The 14,050-nt window shown below is 63.7% G+C and carries 14 protein-coding genes and 2 pseudogenes; 6 read left to right on the top strand and 10 right to left on the bottom strand.

Features of this window, described 5'->3' with window-relative positions; genetic code table 11:
* Positions 1-263: 263 nt before the first annotated feature.
* Positions 264-416 (bottom strand): annotated as a pseudogene (locus tag ACW9UL_RS18955) (restriction endonuclease); the annotation flags it as partial.
* A gap of 61 nt (positions 417-477) precedes the next feature.
* On the opposite strand from ACW9UL_RS18955, the gene ACW9UL_RS18950 reads away from it, so the two are divergent.
* A protein-coding gene (locus ACW9UL_RS18950) for an IS3 family transposase (protein WP_191833612.1) occupies positions 478-1,628 on the top strand; the annotation gives its coding sequence in 2 pieces (ribosomal slippage) (positions 478-715 and positions 715-1,628; 1,152 coding nt in all).
* 18 nt (positions 1,629-1,646) lie between these two features.
* On the opposite strand, the pseudogene ACW9UL_RS18945 reads toward ACW9UL_RS18950, so the two are convergent.
* From ACW9UL_RS18945 to ACW9UL_RS18910, 8 genes and pseudogenes are all read right to left on the bottom strand, one after another.
* Positions 1,647-2,369: pseudogene (locus ACW9UL_RS18945) on the bottom strand (type I restriction endonuclease); the annotation flags it as partial.
* 68 nt (positions 2,370-2,437) lie between these two features.
* Entirely contained in the window at positions 2,438-3,256 is an 819-nt protein-coding gene (locus ACW9UL_RS18940; RefSeq protein ID WP_457787942.1) for an NYN domain-containing protein, read from the bottom strand.
* 143 nt (positions 3,257-3,399) lie between these two features.
* Positions 3,400-3,636 carry a hypothetical protein gene (locus ACW9UL_RS18935; protein ID WP_031303580.1) on the bottom strand — a complete coding sequence of 79 codons (237 nt, stop codon included), beginning with the start codon at positions 3,634-3,636 and terminating at the stop codon, positions 3,400-3,402.
* A gap of 418 nt (positions 3,637-4,054) precedes the next feature.
* Positions 4,055-4,747: a lipopolysaccharide kinase InaA family protein gene (locus ACW9UL_RS18930; RefSeq protein WP_457787941.1), complete on the bottom strand. Its 693-nt coding sequence runs from the start codon at positions 4,745-4,747 to the stop codon at positions 4,055-4,057.
* Between the two features lie 367 nt (positions 4,748-5,114).
* Positions 5,115-6,761 (bottom strand): chaperonin GroEL, encoded by a 1,647-nt coding sequence (gene groL, locus ACW9UL_RS18925; protein WP_457787940.1) that lies wholly within the window; start codon positions 6,759-6,761, stop codon positions 5,115-5,117.
* Positions 6,762-6,810: 49 nt separating this feature from the next.
* The gene (locus tag ACW9UL_RS18920; RefSeq protein ID WP_021445335.1) at positions 6,811-7,104 is read right to left on the bottom strand and encodes a co-chaperone GroES; all 294 of its coding nucleotides are present in this window, start codon (positions 7,102-7,104) and stop codon (positions 6,811-6,813) included.
* 342 nt (positions 7,105-7,446) lie between these two features.
* Complete coding sequence (locus ACW9UL_RS18915; RefSeq protein ID WP_457787939.1) at positions 7,447-7,911, bottom strand: FxsA family protein; 465 nt, start codon at positions 7,909-7,911, stop codon at positions 7,447-7,449.
* A 67-nt stretch (positions 7,912-7,978) separates the two neighbouring features.
* The gene (locus ACW9UL_RS18910) at positions 7,979-8,713 is read right to left on the bottom strand and encodes a HugZ family pyridoxamine 5'-phosphate oxidase (RefSeq protein ID WP_457787938.1); all 735 of its coding nucleotides are present in this window, start codon (positions 8,711-8,713) and stop codon (positions 7,979-7,981) included.
* A gap of 108 nt (positions 8,714-8,821) precedes the next feature.
* On the opposite strand from ACW9UL_RS18910, the gene ACW9UL_RS18905 reads away from it, so the two are divergent.
* Entirely contained in the window at positions 8,822-9,580 is a 759-nt protein-coding gene (locus ACW9UL_RS18905) for an SDR family oxidoreductase (RefSeq protein WP_457787937.1), read from the top strand.
* 85 nt (positions 9,581-9,665) lie between these two features.
* Here ACW9UL_RS18905 and ACW9UL_RS18900 read toward each other — a convergent pair whose 3' ends face one another.
* Positions 9,666-10,634: a polyprenyl synthetase family protein gene (locus ACW9UL_RS18900; RefSeq protein ID WP_122109035.1), complete on the bottom strand. Its 969-nt coding sequence runs from the start codon at positions 10,632-10,634 to the stop codon at positions 9,666-9,668.
* A 246-nt stretch (positions 10,635-10,880) separates the two neighbouring features.
* On the opposite strand from ACW9UL_RS18900, the gene rplU reads away from it, so the two are divergent.
* From rplU to proB, 4 genes are all read left to right on the top strand, one after another.
* Complete coding sequence (rplU, locus tag ACW9UL_RS18895) at positions 10,881-11,192, top strand: 50S ribosomal protein L21 (protein WP_021445340.1); 312 nt, start codon at positions 10,881-10,883, stop codon at positions 11,190-11,192.
* A 37-nt stretch (positions 11,193-11,229) separates the two neighbouring features.
* Positions 11,230-11,487 carry a 50S ribosomal protein L27 gene (gene rpmA / locus ACW9UL_RS18890; protein ID WP_031303584.1) on the top strand — a complete coding sequence of 86 codons (258 nt, stop codon included), beginning with the start codon at positions 11,230-11,232 and terminating at the stop codon, positions 11,485-11,487.
* Between the two features lie 141 nt (positions 11,488-11,628).
* Positions 11,629-12,846: an Obg family GTPase CgtA gene (gene cgtA, locus ACW9UL_RS18885; protein ID WP_021445342.1), complete on the top strand. Its 1,218-nt coding sequence runs from the start codon at positions 11,629-11,631 to the stop codon at positions 12,844-12,846.
* 81 nt (positions 12,847-12,927) lie between these two features.
* Positions 12,928-14,046 (top strand): glutamate 5-kinase, encoded by a 1,119-nt coding sequence (proB, locus tag ACW9UL_RS18880; RefSeq protein ID WP_457787936.1) that lies wholly within the window; start codon positions 12,928-12,930, stop codon positions 14,044-14,046.
* The last annotated feature ends 4 nt before the right edge of the window (positions 14,047-14,050 follow it).

Here is a 14,050-nt window from a genome sequence, read left to right as displayed (position 1 = left end):
GGATGCCAAACGAGGAACGATGGGCCAGGGATGGCCCACCGTGACGACCCTCGGAGCAGCGCCGGAGCGAGGGAAGTTTCGCGGAGCGAAACCCGGATGCCGGGCGCGCTTTCTCTTTGGTTACTTTCTCTTTCGCGCGAGCAAAGAGAAAGTGACTCGCCGTAAGGGCGAAAAGCGCCGTGTCGGAATGGCGCATATCTTGTGAGGCGCCTTGGTGGACAAGCTTCGCGTTGTCCACCCTACGGATATCTCAAATTATCTACTCATGAGTAAAAACTTATCGTCGTTTTCAGCTGATCTGCAAAGTCGTAAATTTCGTCCAGTGAGCCAATTGGGTGGCGCGTCTCGTTCTTTTCTTGATCAAAAATGCCGATGTATTTTTGCAGTCGATTGAAGTGAAGGCGACAGATAGGTTTGAATCGACCCTAGTTTCGTAGACACCTTCAAGCCTCATAATGAGGCCCATCAGGAGGTGCCATGAGCAACCAGCGTTACCCCGAAGAATTCAAGATCGAAGCGGTCAAGCAAGTCACCGAGCGCGGTTTGCGCGTTGCCGATGTGGCGGAGCGTCTAGGCGTGTCCGCGCACAGCCTGTACGCCTGGGTAAAGCGCTACAGCAAGCCCCAAGCACAGCGGCAGCAGGTAGATGATCAGCAGGCCGAGCTGCGTTGCTTGCGCGCGGAACTCAAGCGGGTGACCGAAGAGCGAGACATTCTAAAAAAGGCCGCCGCGTACTTTGCCAAGGAGTCCGGCTGAAGTACGCCGTCATCAGCAAGCTGTCGGTGGAGTACCCGGTACGGCGTCTCTGCCAGACCCTCCAGGTACATCCCAGCGGTTACTACGCCTGGCTGGCCGAGCCGAAATCCGTACGCGCCAAGGAAGATCAGCGCCTGCTCGGGTTGATCAAACATGCCTGGCTGGAAAGCGGCGGGGTCTACGGCTACCGCAAGATCCACGACGACCTGCGTGAGCTGGGCGAGTCCTGTGGCCGGCACCGCGTGGCTCGCCTGATGCGGGTGGAGGGGCTGCGTTCGCAGACCGGCTATCGTCGGCGCCCCGGCTATTACGGCGGTAAGCCGACGGTGGCTTCGCCCAACCGCCTGGAGCGGCAGTTCAACGTCAGCGAGCCGAACAAGGTCTGGGTCACCGACATCACCTACATCCGCACCTATGAGGGTTGGTTGTATTTGGCGGTGGTGCTGGATCTGTTTTCACGCCAGGTGATCGGCTGGTCGATGAAGCCACGGATGTGCAGCGACCTGGCCATTGATGCCCTGTTGATGGCGGTGTGGCGGCGCAAGCCCAAGCAGGAAGTGATGATCCACTCCGACCAGGGCAGCCAGTTCAGCAGCTCGGACTGGCAGAGCTTCCTCAAGGCCAACAACCTGATCAGCAGCATGAGTCGACGCGGTAACTGCCACGACAACGCGGTTGCGGAAAGCTTTTTCCAGTTGCTGAAGCGGGAACGCATCCGACGAAAAACCTACGGCACGCGCGAAGAAGCCCGCAGTGATGTGTTCGATTACATTGAGATGTTTTATAACCCCAAACGCCGGCACAGCAGCGCTATGCAGCTATCGCCAGTGGAGTTTGAAAAGCGTTATTTCCAGAGCTTGGAGAGTGTCTAGGAAAGCCGGGGCGATTCATTGAATTGCTCCACTCATCGCAGACTTCAAGCGATCATTTACTTGGTCGCTCAAGAATTGAGCAACAGCTTTGCGGGTCAGTTCCGTGAATTGTTCGCGTACTTTCTGGGTAATCATCCCGTCGTAAACGCGCGATGCGAAAAATTTAACAAAGTCGTCCTCCGGTTTGCTGAATTGCGCGGCAATTTCCTTTTTTATTTGGCTGACATACTTGAGTTCGCCAGCGGAGTTGATAATGGACTCTACGTCGAAGGCGGATTTGGTGAGTTTTATAAGCTCTGGTACTGCATGTTCATCTATGTCAAGTAGGTCCAGCTCAAGGAAGGGTTTTTCGTCCATCTTGTTAGGCGCGTCAAGATCGGTGAAAAATTTGTACACTTGACCGTTGGTAAGAATCGAAATACGTGCGTTGGTAACATGAAAGTAGCGGAATAGTTGAGAGGCATGGTTGATGTTCAATGGCTCGCCAATTTTCTTGCATTCAACCAAGATTTGAACTTCACCGTCTTTCAATATTGCGTAGTCAATTTTTTCGCCTTTCTTCGTGCCTACGTCGCAGACGAACTCTGGGGTCACTTCTGTTGGGTCAAATACGTCATATCCCAGCACGGTGTTTATGAACGGCATTACGAAGGCGTTTTTTGTGGCCTCTTCTGTTTTGATGGCTGCGCCTTGTTGGCGAATCTTAGATGCGAGGCTATTCAGTTTCTCAAAGAATTCCATATCTTGTACCTTCTTGTGTTAAACCCTTGCGCTGGGCGAAACGATGCCTACCAACATTAGCTGCAAAGCTATTTCCCCGCCTTCCGATTCCGCACATACAGCGCCTCACCCCCCGTCGCACTGCTGCCGCGCACCTGCAGCTCAAACCGCTTCGCATGCCCCTTGATCAAATCGCTGAGCTTCTTGAAGCCGTATAGCCGGGCATCGAATGCCGGGCGCAGTTTGCTGATGTTCGAGCCGAGGGCGCCGAGTTGGATCCAGCCGTCCTCGTCGTCGCTGTCGTCGATGACCTTGGCGATAAAGTCCACCGGTACCTTCTGTACCTTCGGCTTGGTGGACGCCTTGGCCGGTTCGGTGGCTGTGGTCTCGCCAGCAACGGCTTTGGTCTTGTCGCCATTGCTGGGCGGTTCTTCCGCTGCCTCGGCGGCGTCGGCGCGAAGGATTTCCGTATAGATGAACTTGTCGCAGGCCGAGACGAAGGGCGAGGGGGTCTTCTCCTCGCCGAAGCCGTAGACGGTCAGCCCTTCCTCGCGCAGGCGCGCCGCCAGCCGGGTGAAGTCGCTGTCGCTGGAGACCAGGCAGAAGCCGTCGAAGCGCCGGGTGTAGAGTAGGTCCATGGCGTCGATGATCAGCGAGCTGTCGGTGGCGTTCTTGCCCTTGGTGTAGGCGAACTGCTGGATCGGCTGGATGGAGTGGTCGAGCAGCACCTTTTTCCAGCCGCCCAGGTTGGGCAGTGTCCAGTCGCCGTAGATGCGCTTGACGCTGGCGACGCCGTATTTGGCGATTTCCTCGAACAGGCCTTCGACTATGGCGGCGGGGGCGTTGTCGGCGTCGATCAGCACCGCGAGGTGCTTCTGCTGGCGGGAGGCGGGGGCTTTGGTGGCCATGCGGCATCCTTGCAAGAGGGGATGCCTGACCTTACTGCGAATGCTGGGGCGATGCCAGAGCGTCGATGCCAGTGGTATTCGCGCGGGGCGGGGCGCTCAACCCGTCCCGGGTCGAGCGCAAATTCCCCGTTGCGGAACGGGCGTTACTGCTCGCCCTTCAGCGCGCCGCTCAGGCCGAACATCAGCACCAGCAGGTTGGCGTCCGGTTTGGCTTGCGTCGGCGCCGGTTTGCGCGGCGGGGCGCTGGGGCAGGCTTCGGTGGCGCTGCAGTCGCGGGCTTCCAGCACGCGCGGGGCGGGTTCCTGCCAGGCAGCGGCGGCAATGGCCGTGACGCTGAGGGCGAGGCCGAGGAATAAACCTCGTGCTGTTTCTAATTTCATTTTGATAACCCCTTGAAAGCGCTGCCAAACGCTGTTCGCTAAACCTAGATCACCCACCGTTCGGTCGTGGTCTTGCGCGACGAACGGTCACTGCCTATGGCTGGCACCACCTGGGGGCTGTGCTGGGACACGGGCCAGCCCGGTTGGTTCAATTTGTGTGCGGGTAACGCCCAGGCGTCACCTTTGGTGCCTTTGGGAGCACCCTGTAGCAGCCGGCCTTGGCGGTGGGTAAGCGGGGCCAGAGTGGCGCAGCTGATCCTGCTGCCCGGCGCAAAGCTGCGGGGCAGAGCCACGTCCTGGTGAGGGTGGTGCGAAAAGATCGCCCGTAGGCGGCAAACAGATGCCGGCGCTGGGCCGGCATGTATGTTTTTCAAGCAAGAGGCGTACCGTGAATCTCTGGCAGCGTTGTCGACCCCGGCTAGCCCAGGCCATTGGCGCCGCCGGCGAATACCTGGCGATAGCCCTGCAGCAGCTGCTGCCAGTCTGCGTCCGACCAGGGGCTGTGGCGCCGCAGCTGGCGCAGGTCGTGGCGCGCGGCGCGTACCCGGCTGAGGCGCCGGCGGCTCTTTTCCAGGTCGAGCAGGGCCACCTGCGGGGCGTCGCCGTCCAGGCGTACGAAGACGTGCTTGGCGTATAGGCAGCCGTGCTGCCAGCGGCCCAGGTGCATGCGCGCCAGGGTGGCGCCGATCTGTTGCAGCAGCTGTGCGTGTCGCGCTTCGCCGCAGGCCTGGCGGCCGCCGTCGGCGTACCAGCTCTCGATATCTGCGAAACCCTCCAGCGCCGCGGTGACCAGCAGGCCGCGCCAGCCCTGTTGCGGGTCGCGTTCGACGCCGCAGTAGATCAGCTGCGGCACGGCCACGCCGAGGGCGTCGAGGGCGCGCAGCGCCTTGCGTTCGCGCAGCACGGTGGGTCGGCCCCTGGGGTGCAGCAGGCTGCGATAGAGGTGGCCGACCTGGCGCTTGGCGTACCAGACCGCGTCCTGCCGTTGCAGGCGCTGCACGCCGCTTTCGCCACCGCGGCGCTGGTTGGGCTCTTCCACCCATTCGCCGCGCAGTTGCCACCAATGTTGAAAGGGGGGTTGCTGGGTATCGCCAGAGGTGCCGAGGGTCATGGTCGTTGTTCTTCTGCCTGTCTGTCCGGGCCGCCCGCGCCCTCGGGGGCAGCCATTCGGGTGCGCCGGCGCAGCCGACACGGGGACAAACTAAGCAAAGCTCGCGGTCAAGTCCATAGAAAGCTATGCAGCGGTCGGGCGCATGGGCGCCGTGCGCCGCGTTGCGAATTGCACGCCCCCGGGGCGCCGGGGCTGGCCGTCGCACCTGGCAAGGGGCGCGACGGGGCAGGGGCTCAGTGTGCACGGCGTACCCGGCAGGGCCGTCGCCGGTATTATCTGGCCGCGCGCCGCGCCGGCTCGGGGGCCGCCCATAAAAAACCCCGCGACGAGCGCGGGGTTCTTGTTACAGCGAGGGAGCCGGGCTGGCTTACATCATGCCGCCCATGCCACCCATACCGCCCATGCCGCCCATATCCGGCATGGCCGGGGCCTTGTCGTCAGCCGCTTCGGCCACCATGGCCTCGGTGGTGATCATCAGGCCGCCGATGGAGGCAGCAGCCTGCAGGGCCGAACGGGTGACCTTGGCCGGGTCGAGGATGCCCATCTCGATCATGTCGCCATAGGTGTCGGTAGCGGCGTTGAAGCCGAAGTTGCCCGAACCCTGCTTGACCTTGTCGACCACCACGCTCGGCTCGCCGCCGGCGTTGGCAACGATCTGGCGCAGCGGCGCTTCGACGGCGCGACGCAGCAGGGCGATGCCGACGTTCTGGTCTTCGTTGTCGCCCTTCAGGCCTTCGATGGCCTGCAGCGCGCGCACCAGGGCAACGCCGCCGCCAGGCACCACGCCTTCTTCTACTGCAGCGCGGGTGGCGTGCAGGGCGTCTTCGACGCGGGCCTTCTTCTCTTTCATCTCGACTTCGGTGGCAGCGCCGACCTTGATCACGGCAACACCGCCGGCCAGCTTGGCCAGACGCTCTTGCAGCTTCTCTTTGTCGTAGTCGGAGGTGGTGTCTTCGACCTGCTTGCGGATCTGCGCCACGCGGGCTTCGATGTCGGCTTGGGCGCCGGCGCCGTCGATGATGGTGGTGTTGTCCTTGTTCAGCACGACGCGCTTGGCGTTACCCAGGTGCTCCAGGGTGGCGCTTTCCAGGGACAGGCCGACTTCTTCGCTGATCACGGTGCCGCCAGTGAGGATGGCGATGTCCTGCAGCATGGCCTTGCGGCGGTCGCCGAAGCCCGGAGCCTTGACGGCAGCGACCTTGACGATGCCGCGCATGTTGTTGACCACCAGGGTGGCCAGGGCTTCGCCCTCGACGTCTTCGGCGACGATCAGCAGCGGGCGACCGGCTTTGGCGACGGACTCCAGTACCGGCAGCAGTTCGCGGATGTTGCTGATCTTCTTGTCCACCAGCAGCAGCAGCGGGCCTTCCAGCTCGGCAACCATGGTGTCCGGCTTGTTGATGAAGTAGGGCGACAGGTAGCCACGGTCGAACTGCATGCCTTCGACGACGGACAGTTCGTTTTCCAGGCCCGAGCCTTCTTCGACGGTGATCACGCCTTCTTTACCGACCTTCTCCATGGCCTCGGCGATGATGTCGCCGATGGAGTTGTCGGAGTTGGCGGAGATGGTGCCGACCTGGGCGATGGCCTTGGTGTCGGTGCAGGGCTTGGCCAGGTCCTTGAGCTGGGCGACGATGGCGCTGGTGGCCTTGTCGATGCCGCGCTTCAGATCCATCGGGTTCATGCCGGCAGCGACCGACTTCAGGCCTTCGTTGACGATGGCCTGGGCCAGCACGGTGGCGGTGGTGGTGCCGTCACCGGCGGCGTCGTTGGCCTTGGACGCGACGTCCTTGACCAGTTGGGCGCCCATGTTCTCGAAGGCGTCCTTCAGTTCGATTTCCTTGGCAACCGAAACGCCGTCCTTGGTGATGGTCGGCGCGCCGAAGGACTTGGCCAGCACCACGTTACGGCCTTTCGGGCCGAGGGTGGCTTTTACCGCGTCGGCCAGGACGTTGACGCCGATGAGCATTTTCTTGCGGGCGGAATCGCCGAATTTGACTTCTTTAGCAGCCATGTTGATCAATCCTCAGAATTCTTGACGGTTAAACGGAGACTGGCGCGAATCAGGCTTCGATGACGGCGAGGATTTCGTTCTCGCCCATCACCAGCAGGTCTTCGCCGTCGACCTTGACGGTGTTGCTGCCGGAGTAGGGGCCGAATACCACCTTGTCACCGACCTTGACGGCCAGCGGACGTACTTCGCCGTTGTCCAGCACGCGACCGGTGCCGACGGCGACGATCTCGCCCTGGTTCGGCTTCTCGGCAGCGGAACCCGGCAGCACGATGCCGCCAGCGGTTTTGGTCTCTTCTTCGCTGCGACGGATCACGACGCGGTCATGCAGAGGACGAAGCTTCATTGTCGATCTCTCCTAACAATTGATGGCCAACTTGCCGACTCTTGTGTGGCCGGCGGGTTTGTAAAATCCGGCGGGGCCGGGTGCGGTGCGCGGTGCACACCGCGAAAGTCTGACTGCCTCGGAGGGCAGGCACCTTGCGGTGACTGCTACATGTGGGCGGGCGAGGGTATTTCAAGGGCCGGGGTGCAAATTTTTTGCATCGGCGAGGGAGGTGGCATCCGGGATGGCTTGGCGCAAGTGCCAGGGCATGGCTGCCACCTTGTCGGAGTCGGTTGGCTGGCGATCGGCGGGCTGCGGGATCGCCAGCCAGCCGGCTCCTGTGGGGATCGTTGCGGAGCTGCTTCAGTCGCGGCGTTCGTATTCGCCTTCCAGCACATTCGGACGGGGCGCCCCCGGGCGGTTCTGCCCGGCGCGCGCGGCCATATCGTCGAAGAAGGCGCGCTGGCGCAGGGCCTGTTCCTCGGCGCGGCGGCGCAGCATGCCGACCAGCAGGCGGCGGGTGAAGGGAATCAGGCAGAGCACGCCGAAGATGTCGCTGATAAAGCCCGGTAGCAGCAGCAGGCCGCCACCGACGGCGATCAGCAGGCCTTCGAGCATTTCCTGTTCGGGCAGCTCGCCGCGTGCCAGCTTCTCGCGGGCGCGCCAGGCGGTGGCGACGCCGGCCACGCGCAGCAATAGGCTGCCGAGCACGGCGGTGCCGATCACCAGCAGCAGCGTCGGCAGCACACCGATGGCGCTGCCGACCTGGATCAGCAGGGCCAGCTCGATGATCGGGAACAGCAGGAAGAGAAACAGAAACACACGCATGGGTCGAAGTGTCCTTGGCGGAAGTCGGGCTTCCCGTAGGTTCTTAATATGGGGCGCGGCGCTTAATTCAAGCTGAAACCGCGCCATCGGTCGGCCAGTGCTCGGCGCGCGCCAGCTGCACCAGGGCCTGGCGCACGGCGCCCGGATTGCCGCACGGGGCGGGGAAGGGCAGCCAGTAAAGGCTCTGGCCGATGCGCAGGTGGAAGCCCTCGCTGTCGATGCCGGCCAGCTGCGCCGGCTCCTGCCCCGGTAGCCCGGCCAGCGCGACGTAGTGGGCGATGGCGTCGGCGTGGTCGGCGTTCATGTGCTCGACCATGCTGGCCTCGCTGCCGTCGGTCGCGAAGGGGTTGGCCAGGGCGACCTCATCGAGCCAGTGAATGGCGCCGAAACCGCCGATGAAACGCCAGCGCACCGGTTCCAGCCGCCAGAAATCGAAATCATGCGCCCGATGGTAGTCGCGCGATTGGGGGAAAAAGCGGTAATAACGCTGGGCGGCCGCCTCGATTTCGCCTTCGTCACGCAACTGTCGTGCTTCGGCGAGCAGAGTGAGGCGGCCGACCGCCTGCACATCCTCTGCGCCGCGCTCGCCGACCAGCAGCGAGCACTTGGCGTCCTGCCCGAGATTATGGGTGTGCTGGGCGATGCGACTGATCAGGATCAGCGGCCGGCCCTCGGCGTCCAGGCAGTAGGGCACCACCGATCCGAAGGGGAAGCCCGGCATGGCCTTGGAGTGGGTGCTGAGCACGCCACGGTATTCCTTGAGCAGCAATTCTCGTGCATGCTTGCCGGCTTTCACGCTCACCTTATGACTCCTCGCAAAGAATCCGTCAGAAACGGACAGGCGCCCTAGCATAGCGGTTCGCAGGCGTCAGCGGGGCTGGTTAATGCTGCAACTTGAGGGGATAACGCGATGCAACTGAAAGACAAAGTCATCATCATCACCGGTGGTTGCCAGGGCCTGGGCCGCGCCATGGGCGAGTACCTGGCGGCCAAGGGCGCCAAGTTGGCGCTGGTCGACCTGAACCAGGAAAAACTCGACGAAGCCGTGGCCGCCTGCAAGGACGCCGGCGGTGACGCCCGCAGCTACCTGTGCAACGTGGCCAATGAAGAGCAGGTGACCCACATGGTCGCCCAGGTGGCCGAGGACTTCGGCGCCATCAACGGTCTGGTCAACAATGCCGGCATTCTCCGCGACGGCCTGACCATCCGCGTCAAGGACGGCGAGATGAGCAAGATGAGCCTGGCGCAGTGGCAGGCAGTGATCGACGTCAACCTGACCGGGGTGTTCCTCTGCACCCGCGAAGTGGCGGCGAAGATGATCGAGCTGAAGAACGAAGGCGCGATCGTCAACATCTCCTCCATCTCCCGCGCCGGCAACATGGGCCAGGCCAACTACTCCGCGGCCAAGGCCGGCGTCGCCGCCGACACCGTGGTCTGGGCCAAGGAGCTGGCGCGCTACGGCATCCGCGTCGCCGGCGTGGCGCCGGGCTTCATCGAAACCGAGATGACCGGCAGCATGAAGCCGGAAGCGCTGGAGAAGATGACCGCCGGCATTCCGCTGCGGCGCATGGGCAAGCCGGCCGAGATCGCCCACTCGGTGGCCTATATCCTGGAGAACGACTACTACACCGGTCGCATCCTCGAGCTCGACGGCGGCCTGCGTCTGTAATCGCCGCCGCGCAAACGAAAACGCCCCGACTGGTTCGGGGCGTTTTCGTTTCTGGCAGCTGGTGCGCCGTGGGCACCGCTGCTTTTTAATGTGTGCGAGCGACGGCGAAGCGGCTCAGTTCGACCAGCGCATCGCGGTATTCGCCGGCCGGCAGCGCGTCCAGGCAGGCGATGGCGCGCTCGGCGTAGTCGCGCGCCAGTTGCGCGGTGTAGTCCAGGGCGCCGGCGGCTTCCACGGCGGCGCGGATGCTTTCCAGGTCCTCGATGCCGCCCTTCTGGATGGCGCGGCGCACTAGTGCGGCCTGCTCCTCGCTGCCTTCGCGCATGGTGTAGATCAGCGGCAGGGTCGGTTTGCCCTCGGCCAGGTCGTCGCCGACGTTCTTGCCCAGCTCGGCGGCGTCGCCCCGGTAGTCGAGCAGGTCGTCGACCAGCTGGAAGGCCACGCCGAGGTGGTCGCCGAAGGTGCGCAGGGCTTCGCTCTGAGCCTCGCTGGCGCCGGCCAGCGCCGCGGCGGCATGGGTCGAGGCCTCGAACAGCATGGCGGTCTTGCCGCGGATGACTTCCATGTAGGTTTCTTCCGTGGTGCTGGCGTCGCGCACTTTGGACAGCTGCAGCACCTCGCCCTCGGCGATCACCCGGGTGGCCTTGGAGAGGATGCGCATGACCGGCATGGAGCCCAGCTCGACCATCATTTCGAACGAGCGCGAATAGAGGAAGTCGCCCACCAGCACGCTCGGCGCGTTGCCCCACTGGGCATTGGCGGTGCTGCGGCCGCGGCGCATGTCGGACATGTCGACCACGTCGTCGTGCAGCAGGGTGGCGGTGTGCAGGAACTCGATGGTGGCGGCCAGCAGACGCAGGTCGTCGGCCCGATAGCCCAGCGCCTTGCCGCTGAGCAGCACCAGCAGCGGGCGCAGGCGTTTGCCGCCGGCGGAGATGATATAGTCGCCGATCTTCTCCACCAGCGGTACGCGCGAGACCAGTTGTTGACGGATGATGCCGTCGACGGCGGTGAAATCGTCCGCCACCACGCGGTAGAAAGCCTGGGGTTGCATCGGCGAAAGGTGCTCCTTTGAGGTTGCGCGGCATGCTAGGTGGCGGGGTGGGGGCTGTCAAGGCAAGCGCCGGCGGGCCTTGCGTGGCGTCACGGGCTTGCGTACAATCGCGTACCCTGAACTTCCCCCTGGGCATTTCCCTGCCTTACGCAATTGCAAGGGCGTCACTTCCGGCCCCGAGCAGCCATGCCAGCCAATAACGACTTTTCTAAAGCGCTGGGTGAGCAGGATCAACGGAGATTTACCATGTACGCAGTGATTGTTACTGGTGGCAAGCAATACAAGGTCACCGAAGGCGAATTCCTCAAGATCGAGAAGCTCGAAGTCGCTACCGGCGAAGCCGTGACTTTCGATCGCGTTCTGCTGATCGGCAATGGCGACGACGTTAAGATCGGCGCTCCGGTCGTAGACGGCGCTAAAGTGGTTGCCGAAGTCGTGTCGCAAGGCCGTCACGACAAGGTGCGCATCATCAAGTTCCGCCGTCGTAAGCACCACATGAAGCGTCAGGGCCACCGTCAGTGGTTCACTGAGATCAAAATCACCGGTATCCAGGCCTGATTCGTCGGCCCCGATCCCTTTATAGGAGTATTGACTCATGGCACACAAAAAAGCTGGCGGTTCTACCCGTAACGGCCGCGATTCCGAAAGTAAACGCCTTGGCGTGAAGATGTACGGCGGCCAGGTCATCAAGGCCGGCAACATCATCGTGCGTCAGCGCGGCACCCAGTTCCACCCCGGTTTCGGCGTGGGCATCGGCAAGGACCACACCCTCTTCGCTAAAGTCGAAGGCGTGGTCAAGTTCGAAGTGAAGGGCGCGTTCGGCCGTCGCTACGTGAGCGTCGTCCAGGCTTAATCGCTGGCACGCTGGAGAAGCCCTGTCCCTAGGACGGGGCTTTTTTATTTGTGTATCTTTGGTTCGCTTGCCCGATCCGCTAGCTCTGGATGATCCGGCAAGCGTTCCCTCCAGCCCGCAGGTGACGCGGGAGGCATATCCATGAAATTCGTCGACGAAGTTTCGATTTTTGTAAAAGCCGGTGATGGCGGTAACGGCATGATGGCCTTCCGCCGCGAGAAGTTCATCGAGAAGGGCGGCCCCAACGGCGGCGACGGTGGCGACGGCGGCTCGGTTTTCCTCGTCGCCGACGAGAACCTCAACACCCTGATCGACTACCGCTACACGCGCAAATTCCACGCGCAGAATGGCGAGAAGGGCGGCAGCACCGACTGCACCGGGGCCAAGGGCGAGGACTTGCTCCTGCCGGTACCGGTCGGCACCACGGTGATCGACGCCGGCACCCAGGAAGTGATCGGCGACCTGGTCAAGCCCGGCCAGCGCCTGATGGTCGCCCAGGGCGGCTGGCACGGCCTGGGCAACACCCGCTTCAAGTCCAGCACCAACCGCGCGCCGCGGCAGACCACGCCGGGCAAGCCGGGCGAGTCGCGCGACCTCAAGTTGGAGCTGAAAGTGCTGGCCGACGTCGGCCTGCTCGGCCTGCCCAACGCCGGCAAGAGCACCTTTATCCGCGCCGTTTCCGCGGCCAAGCCGAAGGTGGCCGACTACCCCTTCACCACCCTGGTGCCGAACCTGGGCGTGGTCAGCGTCGACCGCTTCAAGAGCTTCGTCGTCGCCGACATCCCCGGGCTGATCGAGGGTGCATCGGAAGGCGCCGGCTTAGGCATTCGCTTCCTCAAGCACCTGGCGCGTACCCGCCTGCTGCTGCACCTGGTGGACATGGCGCCGCTGGACGAGAGCGATCCGGCCGAGTCGGCGCAGGTGATCATCGACGAGCTGGGTCGCTTCAGCCCGGCGCTGGCCGAGCGCGACCGCTGGCTGGTGCTGAACAAGATGGACCAGATCCCGGAAGACGAGCGCGAGGCGCGCAAGGCCGACATCGTCGCCCGTCTGGGCTGGCAGGGCCCGGTCTACGTGGTCTCGGCCATCAGCCGCGACGGCACCGAGCGCATCTGCCGCGACATCATGCATTACCTGGAAGTGCGCGGTGAGCGCATCGCCGAGGACCCGCAGTTCGCCGAGGAGCTGGCCGAGCTGGATCAGCGCATCGAAGACGAGGCGCGCGCCCGCCTGCAGGCGCTGGACGACCAGCGTGCGTTGCGCAAGGCAGGGGTACGCAGCGTCGACGATATCGACGAAGACGACTTCGACGACGAAGATGATGACGACGGCCCGGAAATCATTTACGTCCGGGATTAAGCAAGTTTTCAACGCCGCTTAATTGCGGCGTTTTTGTAGGTGGGGCAGGCTCCATCGTTTTCTGGCTAAGGTTGGAAGATCATGCGTGACAAGGTGACCGGCGCGCGGCGCTGGGTGGTGAAGATCGGCAGTGCGCTGCTGACCGCCGACGGGCGCGGCCTGGATCGGGCGGCCATGGCGGTGTGGGTCAAGCAGATGGTGGCCCTGCGCGAGCAGGGCGTGGAGCTGGTGCTGGTGTCCTCCGGCGCGGTGGCCGCGGGCATGAGCCGCCTCGGCTGGAGCAGTCGACCGAGCGCCATGCACGAGCTGCAGGCGGCTGCCGCCATCGGCCAGATGGTGCTGATCCAGGCCTGGGAGTCGAGCTTCGCCGAACACGGCCGGCGTACCGCGCAGATCCTCCTGACCCACGACGACCTGTCCGACCGCAAGCGTTACCTCAACGCGCGCAGCACCCTGCGCACCCTGGTCGACCTGGACGTGGTGCCGGTGATCAACGAGAACGACACCGTGGTCACCGACGAGATCCGCTTCGGCGACAACGACACCCTGGCCGCGCTGGTGGCCAACCTGGTGGAGGCCGACCTGCTGGTGATCCTCACCGACCGCGACGGCATGTTCGACGCCGACCCGCGGCACAATCCGGACGCCAAGCTGATCCATGAAGCCCGCGCCGACGACCCGGCGCTGGATGCGGTGGCCGGCGGCGTCGGCGGCGCGCTGGGGCGCGGCGGCATGCAGACCAAGCTGCGCGCCGCGCGCCTGGCGGCGCGTTCCGGTGCTCATACGATCATCGTCGGCGGTGCCATCGAGCAGGTGCTGGCGCGGCTCAAGGCCGGCGAACGCCTGGGCACCCTGCTGGCCCCCGAGCGTGGCCTGCTGGCGGCGCGCAAGCAGTGGCTGGCCGGCCACCTGCAGACCCGCGGCACCCTGGTGCTGGATGCCGGCGCGGTGAAGGCGCTGAGCCAGGACCGCAAGAGCCTGCTACCGGTCGGGGTCAAGGCGGTGCAGGGCAGCTTCCGCCGCGGCGAGATGGTGGTCTGCGTCGCCCCGGACGGCCGCGAGGTTGCCCGCGGCCTGGTCAACTACAGCGCCCTGGAGGCGCAGAAGATCATCGGCCAGCCGTCCGATGCCATCGAGAAGCTGCTGGGCTATGTCGATGAGCCGGAGTTGGTGCATCGCGACAATCTGATTCTCGTCTAAGGAG

This window comes from Pseudomonas sp. PL-6, from assembly GCF_054110165.1.
This window is presented reverse-complemented; position numbering and strand designations above follow the sequence as displayed.

What these genes read in the sequence shown, in the direction of transcription:
- ACW9UL_RS18935 (WP_031303580.1), bottom strand. Translation starts at nt 3,636, where the DNA reads ATGAAATTAGAAACAGCACGAGGTTTATTCCTCGGCCTCGCCCTCAGC.
- ACW9UL_RS18940 (WP_457787942.1), bottom strand. Translation starts at nt 3,256, where the DNA reads ATGGCCACCAAAGCCCCCGCCTCCCGCCAGCAGAAGCACCTCGCGGTG.
- ACW9UL_RS18905 (WP_457787937.1), top strand. Translation starts at nt 8,822, where the DNA reads ATGCAACTGAAAGACAAAGTCATCATCATCACCGGTGGTTGCCAGGGC.
- ACW9UL_RS18915 (WP_457787939.1), bottom strand. Translation starts at nt 7,911, where the DNA reads ATGCGTGTGTTTCTGTTTCTCTTCCTGCTGTTCCCGATCATCGAGCTG.
- ACW9UL_RS18930 (WP_457787941.1), bottom strand. Translation starts at nt 4,747, where the DNA reads ATGACCCTCGGCACCTCTGGCGATACCCAGCAACCCCCCTTTCAACAT.
- cgtA (WP_021445342.1), top strand. Translation starts at nt 11,629, where the DNA reads ATGAAATTCGTCGACGAAGTTTCGATTTTTGTAAAAGCCGGTGATGGC.
- groL (WP_457787940.1), bottom strand. Translation starts at nt 6,761, where the DNA reads ATGGCTGCTAAAGAAGTCAAATTCGGCGATTCCGCCCGCAAGAAAATG.
- ACW9UL_RS18920 (WP_021445335.1), bottom strand. Translation starts at nt 7,104, where the DNA reads ATGAAGCTTCGTCCTCTGCATGACCGCGTCGTGATCCGTCGCAGCGAA.
- proB (WP_457787936.1), top strand. Translation starts at nt 12,928, where the DNA reads ATGCGTGACAAGGTGACCGGCGCGCGGCGCTGGGTGGTGAAGATCGGC.
- rplU (WP_021445340.1), top strand. Translation starts at nt 10,881, where the DNA reads ATGTACGCAGTGATTGTTACTGGTGGCAAGCAATACAAGGTCACCGAA.
- rpmA (WP_031303584.1), top strand. Translation starts at nt 11,230, where the DNA reads ATGGCACACAAAAAAGCTGGCGGTTCTACCCGTAACGGCCGCGATTCC.
- ACW9UL_RS18900 (WP_122109035.1), bottom strand. Translation starts at nt 10,634, where the DNA reads ATGCAACCCCAGGCTTTCTACCGCGTGGTGGCGGACGATTTCACCGCC.